Genomic DNA, 16,518 nt, shown 5'->3' with positions numbered 1-16,518 from the left:
GAAAGGAACAGCCGTGTATGACCATGTATCGGATCAGCCCCACCGCCGTAAAGATTCATATGACCGGGGCGGAGCTGCGTGCTTACCGGGTCACCTTGGACCAGTTCGGACAAAATGAGCCGGCAGTCATGTGCCTGCTGGAGGATCTGGTGGTGGCTGCTGTCCGCCGCTTTGGAATTCCGCTGGCTGGCAGCAGGATCTGCGTCGAGGTTTTTGCACGCAGGGACGGCGGCTGCTATATTTACCTGTCCGCAGCGGATCGCTCAGAGCAGACCGGAGCGGTACAGGATGTGATGCTGTATGAATTTGAGAAGATGGCGGATCTGATTCAATGCTGCCGGGGCTGTCTTGCATGCTGGCCTGCCTGCGGACAAAGCGCCTGTTACCGCAATGCCGGACGGTACCGACTGGTACTGCGGGTGCCCCAGCCAGATCAGCAGCGGATCTGCATGCGGATGGGGGAATTTGCTGCACCGGCGCAAGCTACGCCTCAGCTTCTGGCACAGACCCTGGAACATTTCCAATGCGTCGCCTCCGGAGATGCTGTTACCCGGCTTGCAGGCTGGAGTCATCTCCCCGCAGCAGAGCCGCAGCCCGGAACGGATCCGCAGCCTGGAACAGATAGCTGCCGGTAACAAGCTCATTGGCTCCTGCCTGCCGGGCAATGGGTGCGGTCTGGTCGTTGATGCCCCCGTCTACCTGAATACAGAGTTTCGGATAGTCCCGGCGCAGCTGTCGAACCTTTTCCGTGGTATCGGGCAGATAGCTTTGTCCGCCAAAGCCGGGTTCTACGGTCATAACCAGTACCATATCCGCCAGGGACAGGTAGGGAATCACGTCCTCTACCGGCGTGCCCGGTTTGATGGCGATACCAGCCTGACGGCCTGTCTGCCGGATCGCTTCCAGAGTTGCCCGGGGATCACTGCTGCTTTCCAGGTGAAAAGTGATCCGGTCTGCTCCGGCTTTTGCAAATGCCGATACATACCGCAGGGGATCGGTAATCATCAGATGCACATCCAGAAACAGCTTTGTATGCCGCCGGACTGCGGAAAGCATGGGGATGCCGAAGGAAATGTTGGGGACAAAGACCCCGTCCATCACGTCGAAGTGTACCATATCGATCTGCCATGTGCGAAGCTTGTCCAGAGCCTCACCCAGGTGACAGATATCTGCGCCTAAAATGGATGCGGAAACAATCGTATTCACTTGAACCTCCAAAGAAACGGTTTCGGGCAAAGTCTGGGAAGCCTGTGCAAGGATCACAGACAGCAGATTGCCCAAATACCATAATCCACACTTATTTATATTATACAGCAAGCGGCAGCAAAGGTCAAGGTACAGTTGACGGTTTCCCACGGATGTGCTATACTTTTTTAGAAGCTGATCGGGAAAGGGCGGATAGGCATTGACTACCAAGGAACAGGTACGAGTGGAACTAGAACGTGCCGGCGGCGGATTTTTATCCGGCACCCAGCTGGCGCAGCAGCTTGGCGTAAGCCGGAACGCTGTCTGGAAAGCTGTGCAGACACTCCAGAAGGAAGGTGTCCCCATGCAGGCTGTGTCCAACCGGGGCTATGCCATTCCTCCGGCAAAGGCGGGACTTTCTGCTCCGGGGATCTATGGACATCTGGCTGATCCCAAACGATATTTCCTGCATGTACACGACACCGTGACCTCTACAAATACCCTTCTGCGGGAGCTTGCCCAGCAGGATGCACCGGAGGGAACAGTGGTGCTTGCCAATGCACAGACTGCCGGACGCGGCAGATGCGGCAGAGTCTTTTACTCTCCCTGTCGTTCCGGCATTTACATGAGCCTGCTGCTGCGGCCGAAGCTGCCGGTGGAGGAAACGCTGTTTATCACTGCGGCGGCAGCAGTTTCCGTAGCGGATGCCATTGACGCAGCTGCCGGTGTACGAACCCGGATCAAATGGGTGAATGATATCTACTTACAGGAGCGAAAGGTGTGCGGCATCCTGACCGAAGGTGCGCTGGATCTGGAGAATGGCATGCTCCGGTATGCAGTGCTGGGAATCGGCATCAATATCGCCCCGCCGGAGGATGGCTTTCCCCCGGAGCTGTCCGGCATTGCCGGATCCCTGTTTCCGGACGGGCAGGTGCCGGAGGGCTTTGCGGACAAGCTGGCAGCAGGGGTGCTTTCCGCTTTTGATGCCAGATACCGGGCGTTGCCCTCCCATGATTTTCTGACCAGGTACCGGGATCAATCCATGCTCACCGGCAGACAGGTGACGGTGGTGCAGGGGGAACGGGAGCAGAAGGCTCTGGTGCTTGGAATCGATGATGCCTGTCGGCTGCAGGTGCGGTATCCGGATGGCTCAGAAGCAGCACTTTCCTCCGGGGAGGTACGGATCCGTCCCCATCTTGGCGAAAAATGATTGCATTTTCCAAGTGCATCGTGTATAATAAAATAGTATGCAAATCCGGAGCAGAGGGGGGATACCATGCAGGAGCCGGAAAAGCGGATGCTCCGTTTAGAGGGTGTTGTGGATAAGGTTCTGTTCTTTAATGAACAGAACGGATATATTGTTCTGGAGCTGGAAACGGATCAGTCCATAGAAACCGTAGTGGGGGAGCTGGGAGAGATCGAAGACGGAGAGACCCTTCTGGTGGAGGGGGAGTATATCACCCACAGCAAGTTCGGCACACAGTTCAAGGCATCCTATTGTGAGCGAAAGCTGCCCAGTACGGCGGAGAATATCCGGAAGTACCTGTCCTCCGGCACCATTTCCGGCATTGGCCCCTCCCTTGCCAAGCGAATCGTGGACGTATTCGGGGATGAGACCCTGGAGGTCATGGAGCATCACCCGGAAAAGCTGCGCACCATCAAGGGCATCTCGGAGAAGAAATGCCAGGAGATCGCCCGGGAGGTGCAGAAAATTTTCAGCCTGCGTACCTTGATGATCTACTTATCCCAGTATCACATTCCTGCCCGTTATGCGATGAAAGCCTTTCAGCAATGGGGCATTAATAGCCGGGATGTGATCGATGGGAATCCCTATGCGCTGTGCAGTGAGCTGATTGGACTGCCCTTCCAGAAAGCGGAGGTGCTTGCCCGTTCCTTGCGGATCGCTCTGGATTCGGAGCAGCGGATCCTGGCTGGCTTGCAGTATTTGTTGACCGAAAACACCTTCAGCGGACATACCTGTCTGCCCCTGGATAAGTTGCAGCCTCTTTCCTGCAAATATCTGGGCATTGGAGAACAGGACTTTTATGCCAACTACAATCAGGCTCTGGAGAATCAGCAGCTTTATGAGTACAAAAAGGGAGAACGGGAGTTTGTCTACCTGCCGGAGTATTATATTGCCGAATCCTACATAGCGGATCGTATCAACGTGATCCTGGAATTCAGCGCTCCGGAGGATTATGACTATGAGGCACTGATCGACCTGGAGGAGCAGGAAAAGCAGATCAAATATGAATCCCTGCAGCGCAAGGCAATCACCACCGCCCTGTCCCGGGGACTGATGGTGCTGACCGGCGGCCCCGGCACCGGTAAGACCACCACACTGAACGCCATCATCTCCCTGTATGAAAAGCAGGGAAAGAAGGTGCTAATTGCCGCCCCCACCGGCAGAGCCGCCAAGCGGATCTCAGATCTGACCGGCTATGAGGCAAAGACCATTCATCGCTTGCTGGAGGTGCAGTTTGACAGCAACGAACGGCTCACCTTCAAGCACAATGAAAAGGATCCATTGGACTGCGAGGTGCTTGTGGTGGACGAAATGTCCATGGTGGATGTGCTGTTGTTTGAGCATCTGCTTCGGGCGCTGAAGCTGCACTGCCGTATCGTTCTGGTAGGGGACAGCGATCAGCTGCCCTCGGTAGGGGCTGGAAACCTGCTGCGGGATCTGATCGATGGAGGCTGCATCCCGGTAATCGCTTTGCAGGAGATCTTCCGGCAGGCGCAGCAAAGCTGCATTGTCACCAATGCTCACCGAATCGTCCGGGGTGAGGATCCGGATCTGATGCAAAAGCAGAACGATTTCTTCTTTTTGCAGCGATTGAAGCCGGAACCAGCCTGTGAACTGGTGATTTCCCTGTGCCGGGATCGTCTGCCAAAGGCGTATGGCTTTGATCCGCTGAATGACATTCAGGTTATCGCACCTGCCCGGAAGGGGACACTGGGCGTCATTGCTTTGAACCAGGCGTTACAGGAGGCGCTGAACCCCAAGAAAAAGGGTATGGCAGAGTGCAAGACGGCGCTGTACACCTTCCGGGTGGGGGACAAGGTGATGCAGACCCGGAACAATTATGATATCCTCTGGAAAAAGGACGGAGAGCAGGGTACCGGCATTTTCAACGGAGATATCGGGCGGATTCTGGAGATCAACCGGGCGCAGATGATAGCAACCATTGACTTTGACGGGCGGATCACACCGTATCCCCTGGATGTGCTGGATCAGCTGGAGCTTGCGTATGCCATTACGGTTCACAAAAGCCAGGGCAGTGAGTTTGAAGCGGTGGTGATCCCCATTCTGGGAGGCTTTGAAAAGCTGTACTACCGGAATTTGCTGTACACGGCGGTGACCCGGGCAAAGAAGCTGCTGATCCTGGTAGGCTCCCGGAAGAAGATCGAGGAAATGGTACATAATAACCGCAGGACGAACCGGTACTCCTGCCTGCGGCACATGCTGATGCAACATGAACAAGGAAGCAATTAAGGCGTGGCTCCTGGATCTGTTCTACCCGAACCGATGCGGCTGCTGTGGAGTATTCATTCCCTGGAATCAGCTGCTTTGTCCGGACTGTGCAGCGTCCCTTCAGCCGGTTCAGGTTTGTCCTCACTGCGGAAAGATCCCTTGTAATGGGCAGGAAGCGCTGCCTTACTCCAGGGTGTATGCGGCATACGCCTATGCAGACCGGGCAAAGGACGGAATCCTTTCCCTCAAGCGGGGACATAATCTGAATTTTGCGATGCATCTGGGCAAAGTGCTAGGCGATCAGATCCCGGCAGGTGCTTATGACTGCATCGTGCCAGTCCCCATGAATCGGCAGCGGTTCCGGGAACGAGGGTACAACCAGGCGGAGCGCATCGGCGCAGCCATGGGGACATACTGCGGTCTGCCTGTGCGGAAGGATTGTCTGATCCAGCGACAGTCAAAGATCCGGCAGCATGAGCTGGGCGCAAAGGAACGGCAGGAGCATGCAAAGCTGTATGAAGCATCGGAACAGAGGATGGACGGTCTTCGGATTCTGCTGTGTGATGACGTGCTCACCACCGGTAGTACGGCACAGCGCTGTGCGCAGCTTTTGCGGCAGATGGGTGCAGCGGATGTGGGATTTGCGGCAGGCTGCACCTCTATCAGGAAATGCCGTCCGGAGCATGACAGAAGCAATCAAGCAAAGGAGAAATGAATGTGGATATCGGCATCGATCTGGGTACTGCAAATATCGTTATGACCATGGGGAAACGGGGCGTGGTACTCAATGAGCCTTCTGTAATCGCCTTCCACAAGCGGACAGAACGGGTGGTCGCCATCGGACGGAAGGCATACAGCATGATCGGCAGAGCGCCGGATTACCTGGCAGTGGTGCGCCCTCTGAAGGACGGGGTGATCTCGGATGATGAACTGACCCAGTGTATGATCCGGGAATTCATCCTCAAGGTCAGCGGCAGGCAGCTGCTGAAGCCCCGGATCATTATCTGTGTTCCCTCCTTTATTACGGATGTGGAACGGCGTGCTGTTATGGAAGCTGCCCGAAGCGCCGGATCCCGGAAGGTGAATCTGATCCAGGAGCCGCTGGCCGCTATGCTTGGTGCTGGCGTCAGCATCGGTCAGGCAAACGGACATATGGTGGTGGATATCGGCGGTGGCACCACGGACATTGCAGTGGTGTCCATGAACGGCATCGTTGCTTCCCATTCCATCAAGGTGGCAGGAAACAAGCTGGATGAAGCCATTATTCGGTATGTATCCAACAAGTACAAGCTGATGATCGGGGATCGGACAGCGGAGGATGCCAAGATTCAGCTTACCAATCTGTATGATCCCAGCGAGGATGTGCGGATGACGGTGCGGGGCAAGAATCTGATGCGGGGTCTGCCGGATTCCGCAGAGCTGACAGAGGTAGAACTGTTTGAAGCTCTGGAGGAGGACGTGTTCGCCATTATCGAGGCAGTGCGTCATGTATTGGAGCGGACACCTCCGGAGCTGATCGGGGATATTTACGACAATGGCATTCTCCTCACTGGGGGAGGTTCCTATCTGGGGGGGCTGGAAAAGCTCATCAGCCGAACGCTGGGGGTGAAATGCCACGTAGCAAAGGATGCGGAAACCTGTGTGGCAAAGGGAACGGCAAAGGCATTCCGGCGGCATGATGTGCTGCTGGATGGCTTTGAAAGCGTGACTTTGTTTAAGTGAGGTGCATATGGAGGAACAGAGAAAAAAGAAGCAGCGAAAAAAGCGGTTGGTGATCGGTGTGGCGGCAGTTTTGCTGCTGAGCGGCTACCTGTACTGGCAGGACAATGATCTGATGCAGACCGAGTATACCTGCAATTCGCCGGATGTTCCGGCGGAATTTGACGGCTACCGGATTGTACAGGTTTCCGATCTGCACAATAAATGGTGCGGTAAGGATCAGAAGCGGCTGATAAAAGCCATTCGGGAGGAGCAGCCGGATATCATTGTGCTGACCGGAGATATCATGGACGGCAATCATCCGAAGGTGGAACCTGCCGCCCGATTCTGCGAGCTGGCTGTCAAAATAGCCCCGGTGTATTTTGTACCCGGGAACCATGAGGCGATGGTGAAAACAGAATACAGGAGAGCCCTTTACGACCGGATGCATGCCTGCGGCGTGATTTTCATGATAGATCGCAGCGTGGAACTGACCCGGGAGGAAGCGGCGATCACTCTGACCGGATTGGAAAGCATCCGGAAGGCGGATTATTTTGCGTTGAAGCAGATCTCTGACGCACAGACGGATTTTGTGGTGCTGCTGGAGCATAATCCAACGGATGCCAAGGTCTTTCTCCAGTCAGACGCAGATCTGACGCTTACCGGACACACCCACGGAGGGCAGTTCCGCCTTCCGCTGATCGGCGGACTTTATGCACCGGACCAAGGGATCCTGCCGGAATACGATGGAGGCGCATTTTACGATGCGGGGCATATGCTCATCATCAACCGGGGCGTGGGAAACAGCGGGTTTCCGTTCCGGGTGGGCAACCGGCCGGAAATCGTGACCGTTACACTACATCGCATGGAAGGAGGCGAAACAACATGAACTGGATGCAGCTGATTACCGCAATGGATGCGGTCAAGACAGGGGATACCACCCCCATCGCATTGTACGCAGTGCTGGGAGGCGTAGCCGCAGTACTGATTATTCTTTGTCTGGTACTGAAAAAGAAGAAGTAGCCTAATTTCCCTCCGGCAGTGCATACATATGAAAGACCGGAGGTGATCGGATGCTGTACAGCTTTGCGGAATTGTGCCGCAAGGAAGTGATTGACGTGGAAAAGGGCGAAAAGCTGGGGTATGTGGATGATCTGGAATTCGATGCACAGACCGCTGCGGTTGCAGCCCTTGTGATCCACGGCAGGGAGCGCCTGTTTGGTCTGCTGGGCAGGGAACAGGATCTGATGATTCCCTTCCGCCAGATCCGGCTGATTGGTACAGACACCATTCTGGTGGTGCGTGAAGCGGAGCATGGAAGCACAGGCAGTGCAAAGTGTACAATATCCAAGAGATTTCATATTGAAGATTTATTTAAATAGACAAGAGAAAATCTCTTGCATCAGTATGAAAAGTGTGATATAATATTTCAGTAATTCACACGCAGCTGTGAACGGGGGTTGGTGCCTTGCAAAAGGTTGTTCCCGACGGGAATCGGCTGCGGCGGGAAAATTTTAAAACCAATAGGAGGACTACACAATGGGCGTAGTATCAATGAAGCAGCTTCTTGAAGCTGGCGTACACTTTGGTCACCAGACAAGAAGATGGAACCCGAAAATGGCTCCGTACATTTTCACCGAAAGAAACGGCATCTACATCATCGACCTGCAGAAGACCGTAAAGAAGCTTGAGGAAGCTTACATGTTCGTTCGTGATCTGTCCGCTGAGGGCAAGAGCGTTCTGTTCGTAGGTACCAAGAAGCAGGCTGGTGATTCCGTAAAGGAAGAAGCGACCCGTGCCGGCGCTTACTATGTAAACGCACGTTGGCTGGGCGGTATGATGACCAACTTCAAGACCATCCAGAGAAGACTGCAGCGTCTGGAACAGCTCCACGCAATGGAAGCTGACGGCACATTCAACCTGCTGCCGAAGAAGGAAGTTATCAAGCTGAACCTGGAGATCGAGAAGCTGGAAAAGTTCATGGGAGGTATCAAGAACATGAAGCAGCTGCCGGGCGCACTGTTCATTGTTGACCCCCGCAAGGAAAAGATCGCTGTTGCAGAAGCTAAGAAGCTGAACATTCCGATCGTTGCAATCGTGGATACCAACTGCGATCCGGACGAAGTGGATTATGTAATCCCCGGCAACGATGATGCAATCCGTGCTGTCAAGCTGATCGCCGGCACCATCGCAAACGCAATCATCGAGGGCAAGCAGGGTGCTGACAATGCGGCTGCAGAGGCTGCACAGGAAGCTCCGGCTGAAGCTGAGACTGCTGAATAAAGAATACTTTAAAACCCGGATATGTTGCGATATATTCGGGTTTTCTATACGAAGCTTAAATCTGAAATGGAGGATTTCATAATGGCTAATTTTTCTGCTAAGGAAGTAAATGAACTGCGCAAAAGCACTGGCGTAGGCATCATGGACTGCAAGAAGGCTCTGATCGAGGCTGACGGTGATGTAGAAAAGGCAATCACCATTCTGCGTGAGAAGGGTCTGGCTACCCAGGCAAAGAAGGCTGGCAGAGTTGCTGCTGAGGGTCTGGTTGCTGCAATCGTAAACGAGGATCATTCCGTTGGCGCTATCGTTGAGGTGAACTCCGAGACCGACTTTGTTGCAAAGAATGCAGAATTCAAGGAATTTGTAAACAATGTTGCAAAGACTGTAATTGAACAGCACCCTGCTGATCTGGATGCGCTGAACAATGCAAAGATGAGCGGTTCCGACAAGACCGTTGCAGAGTCCCTGCAGGATCTGTTCCTGAAGATCCGTGAGAATCTGCAGATTCGTCGGTTTGAGCGCCTGGAGGGCATTCTGGTTCCCTATGTACACGGCGACGGCAAGATCGGCGTATTGGTTCAGGTTGCATGTGAGGCTGGCGCTAAGCCTGAGGTTCTGACAGTTGCAAAGGACTGCGCACTGCAGATTGCTGCAATGAATCCGGCTTACCTGTGCAGAGAGGAAGTTCCGGCTTCCGTACTGGATGAGGAGAAGAAGATTCTGCTGGCACAGATGGCTGAGGATCCGAAGATGGCTTCCAAGCCAGAGCAGGTTCGTGTAAAGATCGTAGAGGGCAAGGTTGGCAAGTACTACTCCGAGAACTGCCTGCTGGAACAGGATTTTGTCAAGGATCCTTCCATGAGCATCACCGAGTATGCAAGCAGCGTTGCAAAGACCATCGGCTCCGACATTAAGATCACCAAGTTCGTTCGTTACGAGCGTGGTGAGGGCATCGAAAAGCGTGCAGACAACTTTGCTGACGAAGTTGCCAGCATGATCAAGTAATCCATAGGCTATATTCCATAAAGAACACCGATGAAATTCGGTGTTCTTTATTTTTTTATGCGATTTTACTTTACAACGGGCAGGAAATAGTGTAAAATAAGATAGGGTGTGCTGGGTGAGATGGCGCATCCGGAACAGAATACGATAGAAGGGCATGATTGGAATGGAGCCGAAGTACAAACGGATTTTATTGAAGCTCAGCGGCGAGGCACTTGCCGGTGACAAGAAATTTGGATTGAATTATGATGTAATTACGGATATTTGCAAGAGTATCAAGAAGTGTGTGGATTTGGGTGTGCAGATCGGCATTGTGGTCGGCGGGGGCAACTTCTGGCGTGGCAGAGAAAGCGGCGGTATGGATCGAACCAGAGCGGATCATATGGGCATGCTGGCCACTACCATCAACGCACTGGCTATTGCAGATGTGCTGGAATCCCTGGGGGTTGAGGTTCGTGTGCAGACGGCGATCACCATGCAGCAGGTTGCAGAACCTTATATCCGGAACCGGGCGATCCGCCACCTGGAAAAGCACCGGGTTGTGATCTTCGGATGCGGCACCGGCAATCCCTTCTTCTCTACGGATACAGCAGCAGCGCTCCGTGCCGTAGAGATCGAAGCCGAGGTATTCTTCAAGGCTACCATGGTGGATGGGGTATATGACAAGGATCCCCACCGCTACCCGGATGCGGTAAAGTACGAGACCCTCACCTACAGCGAGGTGTTGGCAAAGGGACTGGCTGTTATGGACAGCACCGCTGCTACCCTGTGTAAGGATAACGGCATGTCCATGCTGGTATTTAATATGGAACGCCCTGACAACATCTATGACGCTATCATGGGTCAGGATGTAGGGACATTGATTAAGGAGAATTGATTATGAACGAACACATCAAGCTGGCAGAAGAAAAAATGGACAAGGCGCTGCAGCACCTTGCCGCTGAATTTGCTTCCATCCGTGCCGGACGTGCGAATCCGGGCATTCTCGATAAGGTAACTGTGGATTACTACGGCACCCCCACTCCTGTAAACCAGATGGCTGCTGTCACCGTATCCGAAGCACGGATCCTGCTGATCCAGCCCTGGGACGCTTCTATGATCAAGGCTATCAACAAGGCGCTCCTGGCTTCTGATATCGGCATCACGCCTACGGACGACGGTAAGGTGATCCGCCTGGTATTCCCTCAGCTGACCGAGGACAGACGTAAGGAGATCTGCAAGTCCATCAAGAAGTATGGGGACGAGACAAAGGTTGCAGTGCGGAACGTGCGCCGGGATACTATGGAAAAGTTCAAGACTATGAAGAAGAACAGCGAGATTACAGAGGACGAGTTGAAGGATGCAGAAAAGAAGATCCAGAACATTACGGATAAATTCTGCACACAGACCGATTCAATGGTTTCCGACAAGGAAAAGGAAGTTATGAGCCTATAAGCCTAATGATAGAGAAACTGATTTGGAGACGATATGGCATTTTTATCAAAACAGACTGCGCCGAGTCTGCCACCGCCGGAAAAGCGTCCCCGGCACATCGGCTTTATTCTGGACGGAAACGGCAGATGGGCAAAGAAACGGGGACTGCCCCGGAAGCTTGGACACCGTGAGGGCGCTAAGACATTTAAAACCATTGCCCGTTACTGTCGGAATCTGAACATTCCCTATATTTCCTTCTACGCCTTTTCCACGGAAAACTGGAAACGACCCAAGGATGAAGTGGACGCATTGATGAAGCTGTTCGACCAGTACATTGATGATGTGCGGGAATTTTTCGACCTGGAAACCAAGTTGATTTTTTTGGGGGATAAGGAACGGTTTACCCCGGAGCTGCGGGAAAAGATGCTTGCGGTGGAACGGGATACTGCCCACTTTGACAAAATGACGATGATGATCGCCATTAACTACGGGGGCAGGGATGAGATCGTCCATGCGGCAAGGCAGGTGGCACAGCTGGCAAAGGATGGTCAGTTGGATCCGGATACCTTGACGGAGGAGCAGTTTGCCCAGTACCTGTATACCGCCGGTGTGCCGGACGTGGATCTGCTGATCCGTCCCAGCGGAGAGCTTCGCCTGTCCAATTATATGATCTGGCAGTGCGCATATGCAGAATTTTATTTCACCAACGTGCTGTGGCCGGATTTTTCCCCGAAGGAACTGGACAAAGCACTGATCGACTTTGCCGGTCGGGGCAGAAGATTCGGAGGGGTGTGAGATGGGCATACGTCTGATCTCCTCCGCCGTGGCAAGCGCTATTGCCATTGGGGTTTTGCTGCTGCATCATACCATCGTATTCCCCATTGCCATTGCGGCGGTTTGTGTGATTCTGCTGTTTGAGTTGTTCCGGGCTGGAGGGTGCCTGAAATTCCGGCTGCCTGCCGGGATTGCGTTCCTGTACGGCATGGGACTGCCCTTTCTGGTATACTTCGATCAAACAGCCTTCCGCCCGCTGGTGGCAGTCTCTGTCTGCATTTTGCTGCTGCTCAGCTATATTCTGCTGCACGAACGCATGAGCCTGTTTCATGCACTGCTGATGGTATTCGGCACTCTGCTGATCCCATACTCCATGTGCTGCTGCATTACGCTGAACGAAAAGGACGGCATTCATGGTATTATTTATGTGGTCATGGCGTTGTGCGGTGCCTGGCTTGCGGACTCCGGCGCATATTTTGTAGGGACATTCTGCGGCAAGCACAAGCTTTGCCCACAGATCAGTCCCAAGAAAACGATAGAAGGCTTCATTGGCGGCGTTGTCACCAATGGCATTCTATTTATTGCCTTTGCAGCAGTTTACAGCCGGATCATGGCTGCCCGGGGAGACATATTCACAGTGCATTATATAACCGTGTGCCTGCTGGGTATGGCATGTGCTTTGATCGGAACGGTGGGGGATCTGACCGCTTCTCTGATTAAGCGGCACTTTCAGATCAAAGACTATGGCAACATTATGCCGGGGCATGGTGGACTTTTGGATCGGTTCGACAGTGTATTGCTTGTGGTACCGTTTTTCTGCGCTGTGCTCCAGCTAACACCCTTGTATAGCTTTTAAACATAAGGGGCTATTTTCCATTGCGGGGTAGCCTCTTTTTCCCGTGTTAACGGGTATCTTCATTGGAGGGATGGACATGAAATCAGTCGCATTACTGGGCAGTACCGGTTCCATCGGTACCCAGGCATTGGAGGTTGCCCGGCAGCATAAACTGAACATAACCGCATTGGCTGCCCACAGCAGCGTAGAAAAACTGGAACAGCAGGCAAGAGAATTTTCTCCCCTGTGTGTTTGTATCTACAACGAAACGCACTATTCTGACCTGAAGCAGAGGCTTGCGGATACCGACATCCGGGTTCTGTCCGGCATGGATGGTTTGTGCGAAATCGCACAGCAGAAGGAAGCTGATATCTTTCTCAATTCCGTGGTGGGTATGGTGGGACTGCTGCCTACACTGACTGCCATCGAAGCGGGGAAACCCATCGCCCTTGCCAACAAGGAAACTCTGGTTGCAGGCGGTGCACTGGTCATGGAGGCTGCAAAGCGGAAGCATGTACCCATCTATCCGGTGGATAGTGAACATTCCGCTATTTTTCAGTGTTTGCAGGGAAATCAGCGTTCCCAGCTGCGGAAGATCATCCTTACTGCCTCTGGTGGACCATTTTTCGGAAAGACCCGGGCGGAACTGGAGCATGTAAGCATTGCGCAAGCGCTGAATCATCCGAACTGGAGTATGGGCAGCAAGATCACCATTGACTCCGCCACTTTAATGAACAAGGGGTTGGAGTTTATTGAGGCCAAGTGGCTGTTCGATTTGCAGCCGGATCAGATCGAGATCGTGGTGCATCGGCAAAGCGTGGTTCATTCCGCAGTGGAGTATCAGGATTACTCGGTGATTGCACAGCTGGGTGTGCCGGATATGAAGATCCCGATCCAGTACGCACTTCTGTATCCGGATCGGATGCCTTGCCCCACAAAGCCCCTGTCTTTGACGGATTACGGCACGCTGACCTTTGCAAAACCGGATCTGGACACCTTTGACTGCCTGCGCACCTGTATTGACGCCATCACCAAGGGCGGCGCATATCCCTGCATTGCCAACGGTGCCAATGAAGCGGCTGTGGCACATTTCCTGGCAGGGGAGATTCCCTTCCTGCGGATCGGCGAACTGGTTGCAGCTGCTGTTGCCTATATCCCCTTTATGCAGCTGAACTGCTATGAAGATGTCATGCAGGCAGATGCACAGGCTCGGGCATTTGTGGAAGAAAATCTATTGTGATTCTCCGGGCAGTATGATACAAAGCATACAAGACGGCACTGCCTACATTGAGAAAGGTGTATTATGGTAAAGATCATCCTTGCAATTTTCATTCTGGGCGTGATTGTGGCGCTCCACGAATTCGGGCACTTCATCGTTGCCAAACTCTGCGGCATCCGGGTCAACCAGTTTGCCATTGGCATGGGTCCGGCGATTCTGAAAAAACAGTGGGGCGAAACAGAATATTCCCTCCGTCTGCTGCCAATTGGCGGTTTTTGCGCCATGGAAGGGGAGGATGCGGACAGCGAGGACTCCCGGGCGTTCGGCAAAAAAAGCGTACCCCGGCGTATGGCGGTTGTGGTTGCAGGTGCGACCATGAACATCCTGCTCGGGTTTGTGCTGCTGATTATTACCACCAGCATGGGTGATGCCATTACCACCACAACCATCAGCCGCTTTCATGCGGACGAAAATGGAAACTCCACTTCCTCCAGTGAAAGCTGCGGCTTGCAGGTGAATGATACCATTGTCCGGATCAACGGCATGCGGATCCTGACGGATACGGATCTTTCCTATAAACTGCAATACACCAACGAAAACGATTTTACAGTGGATGTGCGCCGGAACGGGGAGATCGTGACCCTGGAGCATGTGCGCTTTGAGGATACTGCAACCACCGGCAGGCTGGACTTCTGGGTATACGGTCAGAAAACCACCGTTGGCAACGTGCTTGCCTACGCAGCAAAAGACACCGTGTCCATTGCCCGGATGACCTGGGTGGGACTGCTGGATCTGATTCGTGGAAACGTGGGATTCCACGATATGTCCGGACCGGTAGGCATCGTCAACGCCATTGGAGAGGCTGCAACCATCGGGGAAACCCTCCGGGAGCATGTTATGTCCCTGTTGACACTGTCCACCCTTGTGACCATCAATCTGGGATTCTGTAATCTGCTGCCTTTACCGGCACTGGATGGGGGAAGACTGGTATTTCTCATCATTGAAGCCATCCGCCGCAAGCCTGTCAAGCCAGAGCATGAGGGCATGGTACATTTGGTAGGCATGGCGCTGCTGATGCTGCTGATGCTGGCAGTGACCTATAACGACATTGTAAAACTGATTTAATAAAGGAGAAAAATCATGCGAACAGTAAAACCGGTAAAAGTAGGGGATTGCCTGCTGGACGGCAAGCATATTTATATCCAGTCCATGCTGAACCGCCGTTCCGATGATATTGCAGGCAGCGTGGAACAGGCGCTTGCCCTGGAACAGGCAGGCTGTGAAATTGTTCGTGCAGCCATTCCAGATATGGACGCAGTCCGGCTGGTGGGAGCGCTGAAGGAAAAACTGTGCATTCCACTGGTGGCGGACATCCACTTTGACTACCGACTTGCCATTGAAGCCGCCGCCGCTGGCGTGGATAAGATCCGGATCAATCCAGGCAACATCGGAGATATGGATCGGGTCAGACAGGTGGTAGAAGCCTGCAAAGCCCGGAAGATTCCCATCCGCATCGGGGTCAACTCCGGTTCTCTGGAAAAGGAGCTTTTAGCAAAGTACGGAGCACCTACTCCGGAGGCGCTGGTGGAAAGCGCACTGGGGCATGTGGCAATCCTGAACCGGTTCGATTTTGACGATATCGTGATCTCCATCAAATCCTCCGATGTACCCACCATGATCCGGGCATACCGGCTGGCGGCACAGAAATGTCCTTATCCGCTGCACCTTGGGGTCACGGAAGCGGGCACGGAGCGCATGGGGCTCATCAAATCTGCCATTGGCATCGGTGCTTTGCTGGCGGATGACATCGGGGAAACCATCCGGGTTTCGCTGACGGATGATCCCATCAAGGAAATTGCTGCTGCCCGGGATATTCTCAAGGGCGTGGGCAAGCGGAAGGGTGTACAGATCGTATCCTGTCCCACATGCGGCAGAACCCGGATCGACCTGGTGAAAGCGGCAAAGGAAGTGGAAGCCGCTGTGGCAAACCTGGACAAGGACATTAAGATCGCAGTCATGGGGTGCATCGTCAATGGTCCGGGAGAAGCTCGTGAGGCTGATATCGGCGTGGCAGGCGGCGACGGCTGCGCCGTGATCTTCAAAAAGGATCAGTGCCTGCGCAAGATTCAGGAATCGGAGATCGTGCCGGAACTGTTAAAGGAAATCGAAAAGCTGTAAGGTGATTGCATGGAATTGAAACTGGCTGACTTTTTGGCGGATCTGGCACCGGAACTGCCGGCTGTCGCACTGGAAGGTATGCTCTACCGTCTGACCTATACGGAAAATCGCACGGAAATGACCTTTCATGTGCGGTACGACCAGGTTCTGGATGCAGAAACCATGTTTGCCTTTGAAACGGCACTGGAGCATCGGCTGTCCCTGTCCCGGGTGACCCTTGCCTGCCGGTATGCGCCGGAGCTGTTCACCCTGGAAACAAGCTATTCATCACTAATTTCCCAGCTGAAACGGCGTATGTCCGTACTCAATGGCTTTCTGGATCATGCCGGAGTGAAACGGGAGGCGGACAAGCTTGCCATTTCTCTGGTGCATGGAGGACGGGAGATCCTGGAGCAAGCCGGATTCTGCCGGGCTTTGAGCATGCTGATCCAGGAGCAGTACGGCTTGCAGCTTCTG

The 16,518-nt window shown here is 53.5% G+C and carries 18 protein-coding genes and 1 pseudogene; 18 read left to right on the top strand and 1 reads right to left on the bottom strand.

The window, feature by feature from the left end; genetic code table 11:
- Positions 1–17: 17 nt before the first annotated feature.
- Positions 18–635 carry an adaptor protein MecA gene (locus QVO51_RS02645; RefSeq protein WP_022357122.1) on the top strand — a complete coding sequence of 206 codons (618 nt, stop codon included), beginning with the start codon at positions 18–20 and terminating at the stop codon, positions 633–635.
- On the opposite strand, the gene rpe is transcribed toward QVO51_RS02645, so the two are convergent.
- Positions 547–1,206 (bottom strand): ribulose-phosphate 3-epimerase, encoded by a 660-nt coding sequence (gene rpe, locus QVO51_RS02640; RefSeq protein ID WP_276747067.1) that lies wholly within the window; start codon positions 1,204–1,206, stop codon positions 547–549. The genes QVO51_RS02645 and rpe overlap by 89 nt on opposite strands.
- A gap of 199 nt (positions 1,207–1,405) precedes the next feature.
- Between rpe and QVO51_RS02635 the strand changes: the two genes are divergently transcribed.
- The 17 genes and pseudogenes from QVO51_RS02635 to QVO51_RS02555 all read left to right on the top strand — a co-directional run.
- Complete coding sequence (locus tag QVO51_RS02635) at positions 1,406–2,395, top strand: biotin--[acetyl-CoA-carboxylase] ligase (RefSeq protein ID WP_288167782.1); 990 nt, start codon at positions 1,406–1,408, stop codon at positions 2,393–2,395.
- A gap of 66 nt (positions 2,396–2,461) precedes the next feature.
- Positions 2,462–4,681 (top strand): SF1B family DNA helicase RecD2, encoded by a 2,220-nt coding sequence (gene recD2 / locus QVO51_RS02630; protein ID WP_022357119.1) that lies wholly within the window; start codon positions 2,462–2,464, stop codon positions 4,679–4,681.
- Positions 4,662–5,375, top strand: a complete 714-nt coding sequence (locus tag QVO51_RS02625) for a ComF family protein (protein ID WP_022357118.1) — start codon at positions 4,662–4,664, stop codon at positions 5,373–5,375. Before recD2 ends, QVO51_RS02625 begins: the two co-directional genes overlap by 20 nt.
- Entirely contained in the window at positions 5,372–6,382 is a 1,011-nt protein-coding gene (locus QVO51_RS02620; RefSeq protein WP_015558895.1) for a rod shape-determining protein, read from the top strand. The genes QVO51_RS02625 and QVO51_RS02620 overlap by 4 nt, the downstream gene beginning before the upstream one ends.
- Before the next feature lie 7 nt (positions 6,383–6,389).
- Positions 6,390–7,247, top strand: coding sequence for a metallophosphoesterase (locus tag QVO51_RS02615; protein ID WP_022357116.1), 858 nt, complete (start codon positions 6,390–6,392; stop codon positions 7,245–7,247).
- Positions 7,244–7,381 carry a sortase B protein-sorting domain-containing protein gene (locus QVO51_RS02610; RefSeq protein WP_015558897.1) on the top strand — a complete coding sequence of 46 codons (138 nt, stop codon included), beginning with the start codon at positions 7,244–7,246 and terminating at the stop codon, positions 7,379–7,381. The genes QVO51_RS02615 and QVO51_RS02610 overlap by 4 nt, the downstream gene beginning before the upstream one ends.
- Before the next feature lie 50 nt (positions 7,382–7,431).
- Positions 7,432–7,740, top strand: coding sequence for a PRC-barrel domain-containing protein (locus QVO51_RS02605; protein WP_022357115.1), 309 nt, complete (start codon positions 7,432–7,434; stop codon positions 7,738–7,740).
- 157 nt (positions 7,741–7,897) lie between these two features.
- Positions 7,898–8,641 (top strand): 30S ribosomal protein S2, encoded by a 744-nt coding sequence (rpsB, locus tag QVO51_RS02600; protein WP_022357114.1) that lies wholly within the window; start codon positions 7,898–7,900, stop codon positions 8,639–8,641.
- An 81-nt stretch (positions 8,642–8,722) separates the two neighbouring features.
- The gene (gene tsf / locus QVO51_RS02595) at positions 8,723–9,646 is read left to right on the top strand and encodes a translation elongation factor Ts (RefSeq protein ID WP_022357113.1); all 924 of its coding nucleotides are present in this window, start codon (positions 8,723–8,725) and stop codon (positions 9,644–9,646) included.
- A gap of 163 nt (positions 9,647–9,809) precedes the next feature.
- Positions 9,810–10,520 (top strand): UMP kinase, encoded by a 711-nt coding sequence (gene pyrH / locus QVO51_RS02590; protein WP_022357112.1) that lies wholly within the window; start codon positions 9,810–9,812, stop codon positions 10,518–10,520.
- Between the two features lie 2 nt (positions 10,521–10,522).
- Positions 10,523–11,077, top strand: a complete 555-nt coding sequence (gene frr, locus QVO51_RS02585) for a ribosome recycling factor (protein WP_022357111.1) — start codon at positions 10,523–10,525, stop codon at positions 11,075–11,077.
- A gap of 33 nt (positions 11,078–11,110) precedes the next feature.
- A complete protein-coding gene (gene uppS / locus QVO51_RS02580) occupies positions 11,111–11,851 on the top strand; it encodes a polyprenyl diphosphate synthase (RefSeq protein ID WP_022357110.1) in 741 nt (246 codons plus the stop codon).
- Between the two features lies 1 nt (position 11,852).
- A complete protein-coding gene (locus QVO51_RS02575; RefSeq protein WP_022357109.1) occupies positions 11,853–12,686 on the top strand; it encodes a phosphatidate cytidylyltransferase in 834 nt (277 codons plus the stop codon).
- 76 nt (positions 12,687–12,762) lie between these two features.
- Positions 12,763–13,905, top strand: a complete 1,143-nt coding sequence (locus tag QVO51_RS02570; protein WP_022357108.1) for a 1-deoxy-D-xylulose-5-phosphate reductoisomerase — start codon at positions 12,763–12,765, stop codon at positions 13,903–13,905.
- 63 nt (positions 13,906–13,968) lie between these two features.
- On the top strand, positions 13,969–15,009 hold the full coding sequence (locus QVO51_RS02565; protein ID WP_022357107.1) for a M50 family metallopeptidase: 1,041 nt from the start codon (positions 13,969–13,971) through the stop codon (positions 15,007–15,009).
- Between the two features lie 15 nt (positions 15,010–15,024).
- Positions 15,025–16,062 carry a flavodoxin-dependent (E)-4-hydroxy-3-methylbut-2-enyl-diphosphate synthase gene (gene ispG / locus QVO51_RS02560; protein WP_022357106.1) on the top strand — a complete coding sequence of 346 codons (1,038 nt, stop codon included), beginning with the start codon at positions 15,025–15,027 and terminating at the stop codon, positions 16,060–16,062.
- Between the two features lie 9 nt (positions 16,063–16,071).
- Positions 16,072–16,518: pseudogene (locus tag QVO51_RS02555) on the top strand (PolC-type DNA polymerase III); the annotation flags it as partial.

This window comes from Ruminococcus sp. CAG:379, from assembly GCF_000434255.1.
GTDB lineage: Bacteria > Bacillota > Clostridia > Oscillospirales > Ruminococcaceae > Ruminococcus_F > Ruminococcus_F champanellensis.
The sequence above is the reverse complement of the archived record's forward strand: the minus strand, read 5'-3'. Positions and strand labels throughout refer to the sequence as shown.

Bases quoted from the DNA above. Each gene is read 5' to 3' on its own strand.
- QVO51_RS02645 (WP_022357122.1), top strand. From the start codon at position 18: ATGACCATGTATCGGATCAGCCCCACCGCCGTAAAGATTCATATGACC.
- recD2 (WP_022357119.1), top strand. From the start codon at position 2,462: ATGCAGGAGCCGGAAAAGCGGATGCTCCGTTTAGAGGGTGTTGTGGAT.
- QVO51_RS02625 (WP_022357118.1), top strand. From the start codon at position 4,662: ATGAACAAGGAAGCAATTAAGGCGTGGCTCCTGGATCTGTTCTACCCG.
- QVO51_RS02620 (WP_015558895.1), top strand. From the start codon at position 5,372: ATGAATGTGGATATCGGCATCGATCTGGGTACTGCAAATATCGTTATG.
- QVO51_RS02615 (WP_022357116.1), top strand. From the start codon at position 6,390: ATGGAGGAACAGAGAAAAAAGAAGCAGCGAAAAAAGCGGTTGGTGATC.
- QVO51_RS02610 (WP_015558897.1), top strand. From the start codon at position 7,244: ATGAACTGGATGCAGCTGATTACCGCAATGGATGCGGTCAAGACAGGG.
- QVO51_RS02605 (WP_022357115.1), top strand. From the start codon at position 7,432: ATGCTGTACAGCTTTGCGGAATTGTGCCGCAAGGAAGTGATTGACGTG.
- rpsB (WP_022357114.1), top strand. From the start codon at position 7,898: ATGGGCGTAGTATCAATGAAGCAGCTTCTTGAAGCTGGCGTACACTTT.
- tsf (WP_022357113.1), top strand. From the start codon at position 8,723: ATGGCTAATTTTTCTGCTAAGGAAGTAAATGAACTGCGCAAAAGCACT.
- pyrH (WP_022357112.1), top strand. From the start codon at position 9,810: ATGGAGCCGAAGTACAAACGGATTTTATTGAAGCTCAGCGGCGAGGCA.
- frr (WP_022357111.1), top strand. From the start codon at position 10,523: ATGAACGAACACATCAAGCTGGCAGAAGAAAAAATGGACAAGGCGCTG.
- uppS (WP_022357110.1), top strand. From the start codon at position 11,111: ATGGCATTTTTATCAAAACAGACTGCGCCGAGTCTGCCACCGCCGGAA.
- QVO51_RS02575 (WP_022357109.1), top strand. From the start codon at position 11,853: ATGGGCATACGTCTGATCTCCTCCGCCGTGGCAAGCGCTATTGCCATT.
- QVO51_RS02570 (WP_022357108.1), top strand. From the start codon at position 12,763: ATGAAATCAGTCGCATTACTGGGCAGTACCGGTTCCATCGGTACCCAG.
- QVO51_RS02565 (WP_022357107.1), top strand. From the start codon at position 13,969: ATGGTAAAGATCATCCTTGCAATTTTCATTCTGGGCGTGATTGTGGCG.
- ispG (WP_022357106.1), top strand. From the start codon at position 15,025: ATGCGAACAGTAAAACCGGTAAAAGTAGGGGATTGCCTGCTGGACGGC.